Annotated in this window: 13 protein-coding genes; 11 read left to right on the forward strand and 2 right to left on the reverse strand. The window is 71.5% G+C overall.

The genetic code is table 11. The annotated features are described in order from the left end of the window. The first annotated feature begins 33 nt into the window (after window positions 1–33). From AB0K36_RS26185 to AB0K36_RS26210, 6 genes are all read left to right on the forward strand, one after another. On the forward strand, window positions 34–1992 hold the full coding sequence (locus AB0K36_RS26185) for a sensor histidine kinase (RefSeq protein ID WP_364598913.1): 1959 nt from the start codon (window positions 34–36) through the stop codon (window positions 1990–1992). Continuing rightward, window positions 1989–2669, forward strand: coding sequence for a response regulator (locus AB0K36_RS26190; RefSeq protein ID WP_364598916.1), 681 nt, complete (start codon window positions 1989–1991; stop codon window positions 2667–2669). Before AB0K36_RS26185 ends, AB0K36_RS26190 begins: the two co-directional genes overlap by 4 nt. A gap of 154 nt (window positions 2670–2823) precedes the next feature. Next, window positions 2824–4182, forward strand: coding sequence for an extracellular solute-binding protein (locus AB0K36_RS26195; protein WP_364598919.1), 1359 nt, complete (start codon window positions 2824–2826; stop codon window positions 4180–4182). A 7-nt stretch (window positions 4183–4189) separates the two neighbouring features. Continuing rightward, window positions 4190–5056, forward strand: a complete 867-nt coding sequence (locus tag AB0K36_RS26200) for a carbohydrate ABC transporter permease (protein ID WP_189471183.1) — start codon at window positions 4190–4192, stop codon at window positions 5054–5056. Continuing rightward, entirely contained in the window at window positions 5056–5880 is an 825-nt protein-coding gene (locus tag AB0K36_RS26205; protein ID WP_364598923.1) for a carbohydrate ABC transporter permease, read from the forward strand. Before AB0K36_RS26200 ends, AB0K36_RS26205 begins: the two co-directional genes overlap by 1 nt. Window positions 5881–6164: 284 nt before the next feature. Continuing rightward, window positions 6165–6785 (forward strand): helix-turn-helix domain-containing protein, encoded by a 621-nt coding sequence (locus AB0K36_RS26210; RefSeq protein ID WP_364599003.1) that lies wholly within the window; start codon window positions 6165–6167, stop codon window positions 6783–6785. Between the two features lie 40 nt (window positions 6786–6825). Here AB0K36_RS26210 and AB0K36_RS26215 read toward each other — a convergent pair whose 3' ends face one another. Together AB0K36_RS26215 and AB0K36_RS26220 are read right to left on the reverse strand one after the other, a co-directional pair. Next, entirely contained in the window at window positions 6826–7881 is a 1056-nt protein-coding gene (locus tag AB0K36_RS26215) for a helix-turn-helix domain-containing protein (RefSeq protein WP_364598926.1), read from the reverse strand. A 184-nt stretch (window positions 7882–8065) separates the two neighbouring features. Further along, complete coding sequence (locus AB0K36_RS26220; protein WP_364598929.1) at window positions 8066–9091, reverse strand: ATP-dependent 6-phosphofructokinase; 1026 nt, start codon at window positions 9089–9091, stop codon at window positions 8066–8068. A 304-nt stretch (window positions 9092–9395) separates the two neighbouring features. Here AB0K36_RS26220 and pta point away from each other — a divergent pair, with 304 nt between their 5' ends. The 5 genes from pta to AB0K36_RS26245 all read left to right on the forward strand — a co-directional run bounded on the left by pta (window position 9396) and on the right by AB0K36_RS26245 (window position 15592). Beyond that, window positions 9396–11477: a phosphate acetyltransferase gene (pta, locus tag AB0K36_RS26225; RefSeq protein WP_364598932.1), complete on the forward strand. Its 2082-nt coding sequence runs from the start codon at window positions 9396–9398 to the stop codon at window positions 11475–11477. Then, window positions 11474–12727, forward strand: a complete 1254-nt coding sequence (locus AB0K36_RS26230; RefSeq protein WP_364598935.1) for an acetate kinase — start codon at window positions 11474–11476, stop codon at window positions 12725–12727. The genes pta and AB0K36_RS26230 overlap by 4 nt, the downstream gene beginning before the upstream one ends. Window positions 12728–12833: 106 nt before the next feature. After that, on the forward strand, window positions 12834–14264 hold the full coding sequence (gene pyk, locus AB0K36_RS26235; protein ID WP_364598938.1) for a pyruvate kinase: 1431 nt from the start codon (window positions 12834–12836) through the stop codon (window positions 14262–14264). Window positions 14265–14447: 183 nt separating this feature from the next. Then, window positions 14448–15206: a hypothetical protein gene (locus AB0K36_RS26240; protein ID WP_364598941.1), complete on the forward strand. Its 759-nt coding sequence runs from the start codon at window positions 14448–14450 to the stop codon at window positions 15204–15206. Continuing rightward, on the forward strand, window positions 15203–15592 hold the full coding sequence (locus tag AB0K36_RS26245; RefSeq protein WP_364598944.1) for a GntR family transcriptional regulator: 390 nt from the start codon (window positions 15203–15205) through the stop codon (window positions 15590–15592). The genes AB0K36_RS26240 and AB0K36_RS26245 overlap by 4 nt, the downstream gene beginning before the upstream one ends. Window positions 15593–15905: the final 313 nt, after the last annotated feature.

The following is a 15905-nucleotide window of genomic DNA, read 5'->3' on the forward strand; positions in this document are numbered from 1 at the left end:
GTTCACACAAATCCGGCCAGGCAGACTGGCGGCATGCGCATCCCCCGTCCCCGCAGCCTGGCGGCCCAGCTCTTCGCGATGCAGGTCGTGCTGGTCGCCGCGATCGTGGCCGGCTGCGCGCTCTTCGCCTACCTCACCGACCGGTCGCAGGCAGAGGAGAGCGCGCGCCTGCAGTCCCGGGCCACCGCGGCCGCCGCCGCGCGCTCCCCCTCGGTGTCCGAGGCCGTGCGGTCGAAGGACCCGTCGGCGTTCCTCCAGCCGTACGCGGAGGGCCTGCGCAAGGACGCCGGCATGGACTTCGTCGTGATCATGGATCCCCAGGGGCGGCGCTGGACGCATCCCGAGCCGGACCGGATCGGACGTACGTATCTCGGCCACATCGAGCCGGCACTGGACGGTCGGGTCTACAGCGAGCAGTACGTCGGGACGCTCGGACTGTCGGTGCGCACGGTGGCGCCGGTGTACGACGGCGGGCGGGTCGTCGCCATCGTCAGCGCGGGCATCACCGTCGAGGAGATCACCGAGCAGGTGCGCGACCAGGTCACGGCGCTGCTCGCCATGGCCGGTGCGGCGCTGGTGCTCGGCGGGGCCGGTACGTATGTCATCAACGCCCGGCTGCGGCGGCACACCCACGGGATGAACGCGGCGGAGCTCGGCCGCATGCACGACTACCACGAGGCCGCGCTGCACGCCGTGCGCGAAGGCCTCGTCATGCTCGACGGCGGCCGCCGGATCGCGCTCGCCAACGACGGGGCGCGTGAGCTGCTCGGGCTCGGCGAGGACGCCGTGGGCCGCCATGTCGCGGACCTCGGGCTCCCGCGGCCGCTCACCGGGGCGCTCCTGGCCTCCGAGCCGCGCGTGGACGAGCTCCATCTCTCGGCGGACCGGGTCGTCGTCGTCAACAGCCGGCCGGTGGTCGGCGGGGAGCAGCGCGGCACCGTCGTGACCCTGCGCGACCACACCGAGCTCCAGGCCCTCTCGGGTGAACTGGACTCCGAGCGGGGCTTCACTCAGGCCCTGCGGTCCCAGGCCCACGAGGCCGCCAACCGGCTCCACACGGTCGTGTCACTGATCGAACTCGGCCGGGCGGACGAGGCGATCGTCTTCGCCACGGCCGAGCTGGAACTGGCCCAGGCCCTCACCGACCGCGTCGTCGACGCGGTCGGTGAACCGGTGCTGGCGGCGCTGCTGCTCGGCAAGGCGGCACAGGCCAACGAGCGCGGCGTGGAACTGGTCCTCGCGGAGGACAGCCGCATCGACGACGGCGTCATCCCGCGCTCGCTCCCGTCCCGCGACCTGGTGACGATCCTGGGCAACCTGATCGACAACGCCGTCGACGCGGCGTCGGAGACGGGCACGGGCCCCCGCCCCCTCTCCGGCACGCCGGCGGCGGCCCCTCCCTCGGCTCCCGCGCCCCGCTCGCCCGGAGCGCAGGCCGAGGCACCGGACGAGGTGTCGGAGTCCCTGCTCGCGGCCCCGGCCACAGCGGCCACGCCCCCGCCCGCGGCTGCCCTGCCGGCCCCGTCCGCGGCAGTCGCCGGCGCGGCCGTACCGGGCCCGGCGGTGGCACTGCCCGCCTCCCGCACGGCCGGCGAGCCGCCCGCGCACGGCGCGGACACCCATGACCCGCACCCGCACGGCACGCCGTCGCACCCCGGTGCCGCGTCGCCCGTCGGCGGTCCCTCCGTCGACACCGCGGGCGCACCGCCGGCCCGCGCCGCACGCGCGCGGGTCACCGTGACCGCCCGGGTCGAGGACGGTGAGCTGCTGCTGCGCGTCGGTGACACCGGCGCCGGTGTCGACCCGGACGACGCCGCCGAGGTGTTCCGGCGCGGCTGGTCCACCCATGGCGCGGGCCGCGGCCTCGGTCTGGCGCTCGTGCAGCAGGCGGTGCACCGCGGCCGTGGCACCATCGTGCTGGCCCAAGGTCCGGACGGCGGCGCGGAGTTCACCGTGCGGCTGCCGCTGCATCCCGCGGAGGTGCCTGCGTGACGATCAGAGTTCTGGTGGTCGAGGACGACCCCGTCGCCGCCGACGCGCACGCCCTGTACGTAGGACGGGTCGCCGGGTTCAAGGTCGCCGGGATCGCCCACTCCCGGGCCGGGGCCGTACGCGCCCTGGAGCGCACCGACGTGGACCTGCTGCTGCTCGATCTGTACCTGCCCGACGGGCACGGCCTGGCGCTCGTACGGTCGCTGCGCGCGGCCGGTCACTCCGCCGACGTCATCGCCGTCACCTCCGCCCGCGATCTGGCGATCGTCCGCGAGGGAGTGTCGCTCGGGGTCGTGCAGTACGTCCTCAAGCCGTTCACGTTCGCCACCCTCCGCGACCGGCTCACCCGCTACGCGGAGTTCCGTGCCTCCGCCGGCGAGGCGAGCGGCCAGGACGAGGTGGACCGGGCGCTCGCGACCCTGCGCACTCCCCGTGTCACCACATCCCTCCCCAAGGGCCTCAGCGGTCCCACGCTGGAGGCGGTCACCCGGACCCTGCGCGAGTCGGCGGAAGGGCTCACCGCCACGGAGGCGGCCGCGGCCGTCGGCATCTCGCGGATCACCGCGCGCCGCTATCTGGAGCACCTCGTCACCGCCGGCCGGGCCGCCCGCGCCCCCCAGTACGGCCAGATCGGCCGCCCGGAGCTCCAGTACCGCTGGATCAGCACCGTCCGCTGAGCCGTCAAGTCCCGTGTCCTGCACAGGGATTGCTTTTGTCAACTGACCGGTCATACGGTCACCGGGCAGCAGCCCACGCGCCCCGCAGCACGCTCGCGGCAGCAAGCGGACCGCAGTCCTGCCCGGCGCCCCCGGCTCCGAGGAGGTCGTGCCCGTGCGCCCCACCGCCCCACTGGCCCTCACCATCGCTGTCACCGCCCTCGCGGCGACCCTCACCGCCTGCGGCAGCGGGTCCGGCGGCGACCCGGACACCGTGGAGGTCGTCTACAACCGTTCCACGGACAACAAGATCCGCTTCAAGGACGCCTATCTGGAGGCGGTGAAGCGGCAGTTCGAGAAGGAGAATCCGGGCAAGAAGGTCAAGCTCGTCCCGATCCAGGCACCCGACAACGACTACGCCACCAAGGCCCAGCAGATGATGCGTTCCCCGAAGACCGCGCCGGACCTGGTCTACGAGGACACCTTCCGCATCAACTCCGACATCAAGGCCGGGTACTTGAAGCCGCTCGACGACCAGCTCGCCGGCTGGGACCAGTGGGACCGGTTCGTCGACACGGCGAAGGCCGCCGCCAAGGCCGAGGACGGCAAGACGTACGGCATTCCGGACGGCACGGACACCCGTGGCCTGTGGTTCAACAAGGAGATCTTCGCGAAGGCGGGCCTCCCGGCCGACTGGGCGCCGAAGAACTGGGCGGAGATCCTCGACGCCGCCCGCACCGTCAAGGAGAAGGTCCCCGGCGTCGTCCCGCTCAACGTCTACACCGGCAAGGGCCCCGGCGAGGCGGCCGTCATGCAGGGCTTCGAGATGCTGCTGTACGGCACGGGCGAGGACCCGCTCTACGATCCCTCCGCCAGGAAGTGGGTGACCGGAGCGCGGGGCTTCGAGGACGCCCTCGATTTCGTCGGCACGGTCTACAAGGAGAAGCTGGGGCCGGACGTCTCCGACGCGCTCGACCCCAATGTGGGCACCCGCGTCGCCACCGAGTGGTTCCCGGAGGGCAAGCTCGCGATCTCGCTCGACGGATCATGGATGGGCCAGAACTGGATCAACAAGGGCCCCAAGGAGTGGCCCGAGTGGAGCGAGAAGCTCGGTCAGGCGCCGATGCCCACCCAGCACGGCCAGGCGCCGGGCAAGGTGTCGATGTCGGGCGGCTGGGCGTGGTCGATCCCGGCGAAGGCCGAGAACCCCGACCTCGCCTTCGAGTTCGTGAAGACGCTCCAGACCAGGCAGAACGCCACAGAGTGGTGCGTCGTCGGCGCGCAGATCGCCGTGCGCGAGGACGTGGCGGCCGATCCGCGTTATCTGAGCTCCATGCCGGGCATCGAGTTCTTCACCGGCCTCGTCCGGTACACGCACTACCGGCCGGCGCTGCCCGTGTATCCGCAGGTCTCGACGGCGATCGGCGAGGCGATGGAGCAGGTGACCACCCAGGACGCCTCGGCGGCGGACGCGGCGAAGGCGTACGACGAACAACTGAGGACCATCACCGACGGCGCCGTCGTCGCCAAGTGAGCGACCGGTGAGCGCCCCCCGAACGGGATGGTGGCGGTGGGTACCGCTCGCCCCCGCCACCATCCTGCTGCTTCTGTTCCTCGCCGGCCCGATCGGCTACTGCGTGTGGATCGCCTTCACCGACACCCAGCTCACGGGCCAGGCGGGGTCCGAGTTCGTCGGATGGGACAACTTCCGCCGCGCCTTCGCCGACGACGACTTCCGCAACGCCGTCGGGCTGACCCTCGTCTTCACCTTCGTGTCCGCGATCGTCGGCCAGAACACCCTGGGCCTGGCCCTCGCCGGTCTGATGCGTGCCGCGTCCCGGCCCGTGCGTACCCTCACGGGAACCCTGGTGATCACCGCGTGGGTGCTGCCGGAGATCGTGGCGGCGTTCCTGCTCTACACCTTCTTCCGGCGCGAGGGCACGCTGAACGCGATCCTCGACTGGCTGCATCTTCCGTCGCAGAACTGGCTGTTCACCCTGCCGATCCTGGCGGTGTCCTTCGCCAATGTGTGGCGCGGCACCGCGTTCTCGATGCTCATCTACTCCGCGGCGCTGTCGGAGATCCCGCGTGAGGTGACGGAGGCCGCCGAGGTCGACGGGGCGTCCGGCCCGCGCCGCGTCCTGTACATCACCCTGCCGATGATCCGGCGCTCCATCGGCACGAACCTGATGCTGAACACCCTCTCGACCCTCTCGGTCTTCGGCCTGATCTGGGCGATGACCCGCGGCGGGCCGGGCAACCGCAGCCAGACCCTGCCGGTGTTCATGTACGACCAGGCGTTCCTCAAGTCCTTGATCGGCTACGGCACGGCGGTGGCGCTGCTGCTGTTGCTGGTGGGGTCGCTGTTCTCGGTCGTCTATCTGCGGCTGATGAAGGTGGAGCTGTGATGCGCCGCGCGGCCCGGGCGCGCCTCGCCGCCGACACGGCGCTGCTGGTGACCGCGGCGGCGTTCGCGGTGCCGCTGCTGTGGCTGGTCCTCGCCTCCGTGGACGCGGAGGCGGATCTACGGCTGCGGGTCCCCTCGTCGGTCACGGCCGACAACTTCGACGCGGTGCTCACCGACGAGATCACGTTCACGCCGATGCTCAACAGCCTGCTGCTGTGCGGCGGCGCGACGGTGGTCTCCGTGGTGTGCGCGGCGCTGGCCGCCTATCCGCTCTCGCGCCACCGGTCGCGCTGGGGCCGCTCGTACCTGCTGGCCATCCTGTTCACGACCTGTCTGCCGATCACCGCGATCATGGTCCCGGTGTACGGCCTGTTCGTGCAAGTCGATCTGATCGACACGATGTACGGCACGGCGCTGTTCCTGGCCACCGCCCAACTTCCCTTCGCCGTCTGGCTGATGAAGAATTTCATGGACGGCGTCCCGGTGGTTCTGGAGGAGGCCGCGTGGACGGACGGGGCGTCGAACCTGCAGACACTGACGCGGGTGGTACTGCCCCTGATGGGCCCCGGCGTGACGGTGGTGACGATCTACACGTTCATCATGCTCTGGGGGAACTTCTTCGTCCCCTTCATGCTGCTGCTGAGCCCTGAGCAACTGCCGGCGTCCGTCTCGATCTTCACGTTCTTCGGCAACTACGGCTCGGTCGTCTACGGACAGCTCGCGGCGTTCTCGATGCTGTACTCGGCGCCGGTGCTGGTGCTGTACATCCTGATCTCCCGCAGGCTGGGCGGCGGCTTCGCGCTGGGCGGGGCGGTGAAGGGGTGACGGACGCGCCCGTGACGCCACGGCCCGCCCGCTCGGCGGCGGGGTACGCTCCCGGCGTCGCGGAACCGCCCGGTAACCGCGGTGACCCACTCCCCACCGGCCCGGACATGGCCGTCCAGACGGTGCGGGCGCCTGATCAGGTCGGAGCTTTCGACAAGCCGTGTCTTTGGGTGTACGCACCGTAGTCAGGGGGCCACTGCCGCCCCTAGGTTGTGCGCGTGCAGCACAACCCCTCCCCTCCGTTCAACGCCCCCGCCGCGCGCCGACTGCGCGAGGCCCTGGGTATGGCTCCAGGTCATGTGGCGTACGGGCTGCGGGCCCAGTACGGGCTGCCGGTCACCCCCGAAACCGTGACGGCATGGGAGCGGGGACTCGCCGTCCCCGGCACCCGGGAGCTGACCGCGCTGGCCGGCGTGCTGTGGTGCTCACCGGGCGAGCTTCTCTCCACCGCGACGAGCCTGCGCGAACACCGGATCGCCCGCGGTCTCGCGCCCGACGAGCTGGCCCGGCGGCTCGGCATGGACGCCTCCGCCTATCTGCGGATGGAGGAGTCGGGCAGATGGCGGGGCAACGAGCGGCAGACCGCGGCACTCGCCGGGGCGCTCGGCCTGGCGCCCCGGGAACTGCTCGCCGCGACCGGCCGCGACAAGGACCTGGCCGAACTGCTGCGGGACGCGGTGACCTCACGCTGGCAGGCGTACGTGCGCCCGGTGGGCAAGATGCTGCCGCTGGAACGCGGCCATCTCCAGGACGTCCTCCAGCAACTGCACGCCGACTACCAGTCCCGGATGGTGGCCACGCTGAGCTGGGGCGCGGCCTCCGACGACACGGGCGAGCCGGGACGCGAGTTCCTCGACCGGATCGTGGACCACTTCTGGGAGCTGGCCCGCGGCCCTCAGCATTAGGGCCTCTCGTTCGGATCACGCCGGATCCGAACGAAGGACCCTAGGATCGCCCGGGCCTCGGGTCGAACGAGAACAGCTGGCCCGTGCCGTCGTCGGTGCAGGCGAGCTGACGGATGTCGGCGCCCTTCTTCTCGCTGTCGGCGGCGTCCACCCCGGCACACAGGCCGCTGTGGACGGGGCGAAGCCGGTAGCCGCGTACGGGCTTGCCCACCGGTTCCACGCGGAAGGCCTCCGCCGGGCCGCGTTTGCCGCACTCCTGGTCCTCCACCGGCGCGCCGGCCTCGGTGGACTTCTCCTGGACGCCGGTGCAGCCCCAGCCGAAGGTGGTGTGGAAGGTCTCGAGCCGCCAGTCCGTCCCGAGCCGTTTCAGGGAGAACCTGGGGACGGAGTCCGGCGAGCACGGCTGCTGGTAGAGCTGGCCGTTCTGCCCGCCCTGCTCCGCGAGGCACAGCCCGGAGTCCACGGCCCGTATCCGCACCGGTCCGGGAGCGGGCCCGCTCACCCCGGGCGGCTCGGCGTCCGCCTCCGAGCCGCCGCCGAAGTACGGCACGGCCGCGGTGACCGCCGCGGCGATCACGACGGCCGCCACCGCCGCCGGCAGCGCCCGGGGCCGTCGCCGTGGGCCGGACGGCGCGGGCCACCCCGCGTCCGGACGCGGGGTGGCGCCCGGCCGGGATGACACCCGCTCCGCCGCGGAAGGCGCCGCTTCGGTGCCGGAACGTGGTTCGCTTCCGGACTCCGTGAGGGCCGGCGCCGGTCCACCCTGTCCCGTGCCCGTCGCTTCCGGGGCCGCCACCGCCGGCCGCTCGCGGCGGGTCAGCTCCTTGCGTACCCGCAGCCACGCGTCGAGTTCGCCCGGTCCCGCCCCGCAGGCCCGCACGAACGCAGCGACGAGTTCCTCGCGCGGGAGCGTGGTGCGGCCGAGCATGTTGGCGACGGTGGAACGCGGCAGCACGTCCCCGACCGCTTCCGCACGGGACGTCAACTCCCGGTAGGTCAGGCCCGACCGGTCCTTGAGCGCCTGCATCGCGGCGACGAACTCGGCAGGGTCGCGCACCCGCTCCGGATCCGGAGCACCGCTCCCGGCGACGTCCATTCGCTGCTCCCCCTCTGCCGCCCACCTGCTGGGACAAGGTGGGACACGTCCCGGACAGGGAACAGCCTTGCGAGCGGCGGCGGGTAACTCAAGAGTGGTCTTCGCCAACCACCGGCGGGGGAAACGCCGAACGGCCTTGATCGCCACGGGGGGACGATCAAGGCCGCTCGGCCGGGGCGAATCCTCAGAAGACGGACTCCGCCTCGAACATCCGGTCCGCCGGGACGGTCTTCAGCCGGGTGACCGCGTGCGCCAGTGGCACCATCTTCACGTCCGTACCACGCAAAGCGGTCATCATGCCGAACTCGCCCCGGTGCGCGGCCTCCACCGCGTGCCACCCGAAGCGGGTCGCGAGCACCCTGTCGTACGCCGTGGGCGTGCCGCCTCGCTGGACGTGGCCGAGAATGACCGGCTTGGCCTCCTTGCCGAGCCGGCGCTCCAGCTCGGCGGCGAGCCGGTTGCCGATGCCCTGGAAGCGCTCGTGGCCGAACTGGTCGATCTCACCCTTCGCGTACTCCATGGAGCCCTCGGCGGGGTGCGCGCCCTCCGCGACGCAGATCACCGCGAACTTCTTGCCGCGGGCGAAGCGCTCCTCGACCATCTTGACGAGGTCGTCCACCTCGAAGGGCCGCTCGGGCAGGCAGATGCCGTGCGCGCCGCCGGCCATGCCCGATTCCAGGGCGATCCACCCGGCGTGCCGGCCCATGACCTCGACGACCATGACCCGCTGGTGCGACTCGGCGGTGGTCTTCAGCCGGTCGATGGCCTCCGTGGCGACCATGACGGCGGTGTCGAAACCGAAGGTGCGGTCGGTGGAGGAGATGTCGTTGTCGATGGTCTTCGGCACGCCGACGACGGGCATCCCCGCCTCCGACAGCATCCGGGACGCGGTGAGCGTGCCCTCGCCGCCGATCGGGATGAGGGCGTCGATGCCGTACTGCTTCGCCAACTCCGCCGCGTTCTCCGCCGCTTCGCGCAGCCGGCCGCGCTCGAGGCGGGCGGAGCCGAGGATCGTGCCGCCGCGGGCGAGGATGCCACTGACGGCGTTGAGGTCGAGCGGACGGTAGTGGCCGTCGAGGAGGCCCTTGAAACCGTCCTCGAAACCGATGACTTCGTCGCCGTGACCCGTCATGGCACGGTGCACGACCGACCGGATCACTGCGTTCAGACCCGGGCAGTCTCCGCCTGCGGTGAGCACTCCGATGCGCATCGTGCTGTGTCTCCTGCTCGTCAGTGGTCCTTGTGAGCCCACATCCGATTGTCCCACGGGCGGGGGAACGCCCGCGCTCCCTGCTACTCCGCGCCGCTCGCGGCCGTCGGCGCCGCCGTTCTCGCCCGGCGGGCGCCCTAGCCACCCGCGGAGGTATTGTCAAGAGGGCATTGCCGCCCCGAGCGGCCTTTCGGCGCGCCCGGTTCCGCCGTCCGTACGGCGGAGCCCCGGGCGGGCCGGCGAAGCGGCGGGGGGCCGGGGTACGCCCCGGATCGCACCCATGGACTTGGACGGGAGAGTACGCGTGGCGCGCAGCGTTTACGTGACCGGGATCGACCGCGGAGACGGCCGGCAGGTGGTCGAGCTGGGGGTCATGGAGCTCCTGACCCGCCAGGTGGACCGGGTGGGCGTCTTCCGCCCCCTCGTCCACGACGGCCCCGACCGGCTCTTCGAGCTGCTGCGGGCGCGCTACCGCCTCTCCCAGGACCCCGCCTCCGTCTACGGCATGGACTACGACGAGGCTGCCGCGCTCCAGGCGGAGCGGGGCACCGACGAACTGGTCTCCCGTCTGGTCGAGCGCTTTCTGGCGGTGGCCAGGGAGTACGAGGTGGTCCTGGTCCTCGGCACCGACTACGCGGGCACCCAGCTCCCGGACGAGCTGGCGCTCAACGCCCGGCTCGCCAACGAGTTCGGCGCCTCCGTGATCGCGGTGGTGGGCGGCAAGGGCCAGACCCCGGAGTCCGTACGGGCGGAGACGCGCAACGCCTTCCGCGCCTACGAGGCCCTCGGCTGCAACGTCCTCGCCATGGTCGCCAACCGGGTCGCCCCCGACGAGCGGGCCGGCATAGCCGAGCGGCTCGCGGCCCGCCTCCCCGTCCCCTGCTACGTGCTCCCCGACGAGCCCGCGCTCGCCGCCCCCACGGTCGCCCAGATCACGCACGCCCTGGGCGGCACGGTCCTCCTCGGCGACGACTCGGGGCTCGCCCGGGACGCCCTCGACTTCGTCTTCGGCGGCGCGATGCTCCCGAGCTTCCTGCCCGCCCTGACCCCCGGCTGCCTCGTCGTCACCCCGGGCGACCGTGCCGACCTGGTCGTGGGCGCGCTCGCCGCGCACTCCGCGGGCACGCCGCCCATCGCGGGCGTACTGCTGACGCTGAACGAGCGCCCCAGCGAGGGGATCCTCACCCTCGCGGCCCGCCTCGCGCCCGGCACCCCGGTCGTCTCCGTGACGGGGACCAGCTTCCCGACCGCGGCGGAACTGTTCGCGATGGAAGGCAAGTTGAACGCCTCCACGCCGCGCAAGGCGGAGACCGCGATCGGCCTCTTCGAGCGTCATGTGGACACCGGGGACCTGCTGGCCAGGCTCGCGGTGGCCCGCAGCGGCCGGGTCACCCCGATGATGTTCGAGCACGAACTGCTGGAGCAGGCCCGAGCGCAGCGCCGCCGGGTGGTTCTGCCGGAGGGCACGGAGGAGCGGGTGCTGCGCGCGGCCGACGTGCTCGTCCGCCGCGACGTGTGCGACCTGACGCTCCTCGGCGACACCGAGGTCATCCGCAAGAAGGCCGCCGACCTCGGCATCGACCTGTCGGCCGCCCAGCTGATCGACCCCCACACGTCCGAACTGCGTCAGCCCTTCGCCGAGCGGTACGCGCAGTTGCGCGCCCACAAGGGCGTGACGGTCGAGCTGGCGTACGACGTGGTGGCGGACGTGAACTACTTCGGCACGCTGATGGTGGACAAGGGCCTGGCCGACGGCATGGTGTCAGGCTCGGTGCACTCCACGGCGGCCACGATCCGCCCGGCCTTCGAAATCATCAAGACAAAGCCGGAGGCGTCGATCGTCTCGTCGGTGTTCTTCATGTGCCTGGCCGACGAGGTCCTCGTCTACGGCGACTGCGCGATCAACCCGGACCCGGACGCGGAACAGCTCGCCGACATCGCGGTGCAGTCCGCCGTGACGGCCGCCCGCTTCGGCGTGGAGCCGCGGATCGCGATGCTGTCGTACTCCACCGGCACGTCGGGCTCCGGTGCCGACGTGGACAAGGTGCGCGAGGCGACGAAGCTGGTGCGCGCGTCACGCCCGGACCTGCACGTCGAGGGACCCATCCAGTACGACGCCGCCGTCGAGCCCTCCGTCGCCGCCACCAAGCTGCCGGACTCCGAGGTCGCCGGCCGGGCCACGGTCCTGATCTTCCCGGACCTGAATACCGGCAACAACACCTACAAGGCCGTGCAGCGCTCGGCCGGCGCCGTCGCGGTCGGTCCGGTGCTCCAGGGCCTGCGCAAGCCGGTCAACGACCTGTCGCGCGGCGCCCTGGTCAGCGACATCGTCAACACGGTCGCGATCACCGCGATCCAGTCCCAGGCCCAGGAGCTCCCCGCATGACCGCCCCGCAGTCCCCCACGCGCGTCCTCGTCCTCAACTCCGGCTCGTCGTCGCTGAAGTACCAGCTGCTCGACATGCGCGACTCGTCCCGGCTGGCGGTCGGTCTGGTGGAGAGGATCGGCGAGGCGACCTCGCGGCTGGTGCACACGCCCCTCGAGGGCGGCGGCGAGCGGCGCGAGCGCACGGGCCCGATCGCGGACCACGACGCGGCGCTCAAGGCGGTGTCCGAGGAGCTCACGCAGGACGGGCTCGGACTGGACTCCCCCGCGCTCGCCGCGATCGGCCACAGGGTGGTGCACGGCGGTCTGAAGTTCCACGCCCCGACCGTGATCACCGAGGAGGTGATCGCGGAGGTGGAGCGCCTCGTCCCGGTCGCGCCGCTGCACAACCCCGCGAACATCACCGGCATCCGCACGGCCCGGGCGCTGCGCCCGGACCTCCCCCAGGTCGCCGTCTTCGACACCGCCTTCCACACGACGATGCCGGAGGCGGCCGCCCGGTACGCCATCGACGTCGAGACCGCGGACGCGCACCGTATCCGCCGCTACGGCTTCCACGGCACCTCGCACGCCTACGTCTCGCGGGCCACCGCGGCGCTGCTCGGCAAGGACCCGTCGGAGGTGAACGTCATCGTGCTGCACCTGGGCAACGGCGCCTCCGCGTCCGCGGTGGCCGGTGGCCGGTGTGTGGAGACCTCGATGGGGCTGACCCCCTTGGAAGGTCTCGTGATGGGTACGCGCTCCGGTGACATCGACCCGGCGGTGACCTTCCACCTGAAGCGCGTCGCCGGCATGAGCACCGACGAGATCGACGCACTGCTCAACAAGAAGAGCGGTCTGGTGGGCCTGTGCGGGGACAACGACATGAGGGAGATCCGCCGGCGGATCGACGAGGGCGACGAGCGGGCGCGGCTGGCGTTCGACATCTACGTCCACCGGCTGAAGAAGTACATCGGCGCGTACTACGCGGTGCTCGGGCGGGTGGACGCGGTGGCGTTCACGGCGGGTGTCGGCGAGAACGCCGCCCCGGTGCGAGAGGCTGCTCTCGCGGGTCTGGAGGAGATGGGCCTCGTGGTGGACGCCGGGCTGAACGCCGCCCGGTCGGACGCGGCGCGGCTGATCTCGCCGGAGTACGCACGGGTGGCGGTCGCCGTCGTGCCGACGGACGAGGAGCTCGAGATCGCGCGACAGACCTTCGAGCTGGTGACGGGAGACGTGAAGAAGGGGGTGCCCGACAGCCCGACAGCCTGAAGCGCTGGAAGGCCGGAAGGCTGAACGCCTGAGCGGGCCGGCGCCCATTTGTACATTCCACCAGACGGAATATTCCGCAGGGAAACAAACCGATAGGATCCGCCTTATGCGCCGTTCCAAAATCGTCTGCACACTGGGCCCCGCCGTCGACTCATACGAGCAGCTGAAAGCGCTCATCGAGGCCGGTATGAACGTGGCCCGCTTCAACTTCAGCCACGGGACCCACGCCGACCACGAGGAGCGGTACCACCGCGTCCGCCAGGTGTGCGAGGACACCGGCCACGCCGTTGGCGTGCTGGCCGACCTTCAGGGCCCCAAGATCCGCCTGGAGACCTTCGCCGAGGGACCGGTCGAACTGGTCCGCGGCGACGAGTTCACCATCACCACCGAGGACGTCCCCGGCGACAAGTCGATCTGCGGGACGACCTACAAGGGCCTGCCCGGTGACGTCTCCAAGGGCGACCAGGTCCTGATCAACGACGGCAACGTCGAACTGCGGGTCGTCGAGGTCGACGGGTCGCGGGTCAAGACGATCGTCGTCGAGGGCGGCGTGATCTCCGACCACAAGGGCATCAACCTGCCCGGCGCGGCCGTCAACGTCCCGGCCCTTTCCGAGAAGGACGTCGAGGACCTGCGCTTCGCACTGCGCATGGGCTGCGACATGGTCGCCCTCTCCTTCGTCCGTGACGCGAGCGACGTCAAGGACGTCCACAAGGTCATGGACGAGGAGGGCCGCCGCGTCCCCGTCATCGCCAAGGTGGAGAAGCCGCAGGCGGTCGAGAACATGCAAGACGTCGTCATGGCCTTCGACGGCGTGATGGTGGCCCGCGGCGACCTCGCGGTGGAGTACCCGCTCGAGCGCGTGCCGATGGTGCAGAAGCGCCTCATCGAACTGTGCCGCCGCAACGCGAAGCCGGTGATCGTGGCGACCCAGATGATGGAGTCGATGATCACCAACTCCCGCCCCACCCGCGCCGAGGCGTCCGACGTCGCGAACGCGATCCTGGACGGCGCGGACGCGGTCATGCTCTCCGCGGAGTCGTCGGTCGGCGCGTACCCGATCGAGACGGTCAAGACGATGTCGAAGATCGTCACCGCCGCAGAGGAGGAGCTCCTCTCCAAGGGCCTCCAGCCCCTGGTCCCCGGCAAGAAGCCCCGCACCCAGGGCGGTTCGGTCGCCCGCGCGGCCGCCGAGATCGCGGACTTCCTGGGCGGCAAGGCGCTGATCGCGTTCACCAAGTCCGGTGACACGGCCCGCCGCCTGTCCCGCTACCGCGCGGAGCAGCCCATCCTCGCCTTCACGACGGACCAGTCCACCCGTAACCAGCTGACGCTGAGCTGGGGCGTGGAGTCCTTCCTCGCGCCCTTCGTGGAGACGACGGACGCGATGGTCGAACTCGTCGACGCGGAGCTGCTCAAGCTCCAGCGCTACAACGCGGGTGACGTCATGGTGATCACGGCCGGCTCGCCTCCGGGCGTCCCGGGCACGACGAACATGGTGCGGGTGCACCACCTCGGCGGCGAGGCCCGCGGCTGACCCCACTCCCCTGCCCACAGGCGGCCCCCCGACCTCACGGCCGGGGGGCCGCCGTCGTGCGTCCGGGCGCCGCCACCCTCCCCGGACCCCGGACCGGGCGTATCAACTCCTTGACACAGTCCGGGAGCTGGGCAATTGTGTCACCACCTTGATACACCCGACGGACGGAGAAAGGTGGTCGGCATGTCTGCTGCCTCGACGGCGGAAGGCACCTGGCGCACGTGGATCGACACCCCCGTCCGATGGGCGGGCGCGGGCGCCGGCGTCGCGGTCGGCGTACTCGTCGACTTCAGTCCGGAGCCGGACGTCCAACTCCTCTACGCCTTCCCCGCGTTCGGCCTGTGCGTCATGGCCGGAGTACTGGCGGCCGATCTGATCGCCCGCCCGCGGCACAGCTGGATACGGGTGGCCGAAGTGACACCCCGCCGCGTCCGCGACCACGTGCCCCGCGCTCTGGCCGCGTTCCTCGCCGCGCAGGCGGCGATCCTCACGGTGCTCGTCGTCATTGCCGCGAGTACGGCCTCGGCGGACTCCAAGGGACGCCCGGGACGGGCGCTCGCCGTCGAGTGCACGGCCGGATCCCAACTGCTCGGCCCCTGGCCCGGCCTCTACTACGCCTGGCCGGCGCTGGGCGGCATGGCCCTCGGCACCGTCGCCTGCGCACTGCTGCTGCGCCGCGTGACCTTGCGCTCCCAGACGGACGACCAGCGCCGGACCCAGGCACGAGCGGCGGTCGGCGCATGGGGAGTGCTCGTCACGGCCCCGCTCTTCGCCGTCTCGTTCACGATGGCGGTCGTCGTGCTGAGCCTGTCCTGCGCGGGCGCCGCGAAGGTCTTCGCCCTGACGGCGCTGGCCCTCACCGCCTTCACCTCCGCTCTGAGCGGCTGCCACTGCCTGGGCGTGCTCCTGCTCCCCCAGGCCTACACGGAGGCGAGGTCATGACCGCGCACAGCGTCCGCATCACCGTCAACCACGCGGCACCTGTCCCGCCCTACGAGCAGGTCCGGGCCCAGCTCGCCGACCTCATCTCCGTCGGCCGGCTCCGCCACGGCGACCGGCTGCCCTCCGTCCGCCAGCTCGCCTCCGACCTCGGCCTCGCCAACAACACCGTGGTCCGCGCGTATCGCGAACTGGAGAGCGCGGGCCTCGTCAGAACCCGCCGCGGCTCCGGCACCCAGGTCATCGCGCCCCCGTCGATCGCCGACTCCAAGGAGAAACTCGCGGAACAGGCCCGCCTCTTCGCGATCACGGCACGTCAGCTCAACGCGACGGACGAGGAGGCTCTGGCGGCGATCCGGCACGCACTGGCGTCGACGGACAGCGTCTGAGACGGCGGCGAGCTCTGCCCGGCACGGGCCGGCGTACGTCTGGGTGAACGCACCGCCGGCTCCCGCAGCGTCAGGTCGTGACTTCCACACCCTTCGCGTCCCACGCCCGGGCGAACCCGCTGCCGCGAGCCGAAACGGTCACCGTCCCGGCCCCGTGGTCGATGTCGCCCGCGATCTCGCCCGGCGCGATCCGCCGCCCGACGGAGTCGCTCCGGTAAAAAGCCTCTCTCCAGCCACTGTCGCCCCAAAAGCTTCTTCCGACAGGGGAATCGCCGTGCAATGATCGAGCCGCCTTCGGGGGGAAGGCGGGGGG

Origin of the sequence: Streptomyces kurssanovii (genome assembly GCF_040677245.1) — a bacterium.
GTDB lineage: Bacteria > Actinomycetota > Actinomycetes > Streptomycetales > Streptomycetaceae > Streptomyces > Streptomyces kurssanovii.

What these genes read in the sequence shown, in the direction of transcription:
- AB0K36_RS26220 (WP_364598929.1), bottom strand. Translation starts at nt 9,091, where the DNA reads ATGCGCATCGGAGTGCTCACCGCAGGCGGAGACTGCCCGGGTCTGAAC.
- AB0K36_RS26205 (WP_364598923.1), top strand. Translation starts at nt 5,056, where the DNA reads ATGCGCCGCGCGGCCCGGGCGCGCCTCGCCGCCGACACGGCGCTGCTG.
- AB0K36_RS26210 (WP_364599003.1), top strand. Translation starts at nt 6,165, where the DNA reads ATGGCTCCAGGTCATGTGGCGTACGGGCTGCGGGCCCAGTACGGGCTG.
- AB0K36_RS26240 (WP_364598941.1), top strand. Translation starts at nt 14,448, where the DNA reads ATGTCTGCTGCCTCGACGGCGGAAGGCACCTGGCGCACGTGGATCGAC.
- AB0K36_RS26185 (WP_364598913.1), top strand. Translation starts at nt 34, where the DNA reads ATGCGCATCCCCCGTCCCCGCAGCCTGGCGGCCCAGCTCTTCGCGATG.
- AB0K36_RS26230 (WP_364598935.1), top strand. Translation starts at nt 11,474, where the DNA reads ATGACCGCCCCGCAGTCCCCCACGCGCGTCCTCGTCCTCAACTCCGGC.
- pyk (WP_364598938.1), top strand. Translation starts at nt 12,834, where the DNA reads ATGCGCCGTTCCAAAATCGTCTGCACACTGGGCCCCGCCGTCGACTCA.
- AB0K36_RS26245 (WP_364598944.1), top strand. Translation starts at nt 15,203, where the DNA reads ATGACCGCGCACAGCGTCCGCATCACCGTCAACCACGCGGCACCTGTC.
- AB0K36_RS26215 (WP_364598926.1), bottom strand. Translation starts at nt 7,881, where the DNA reads ATGGACGTCGCCGGGAGCGGTGCTCCGGATCCGGAGCGGGTGCGCGAC.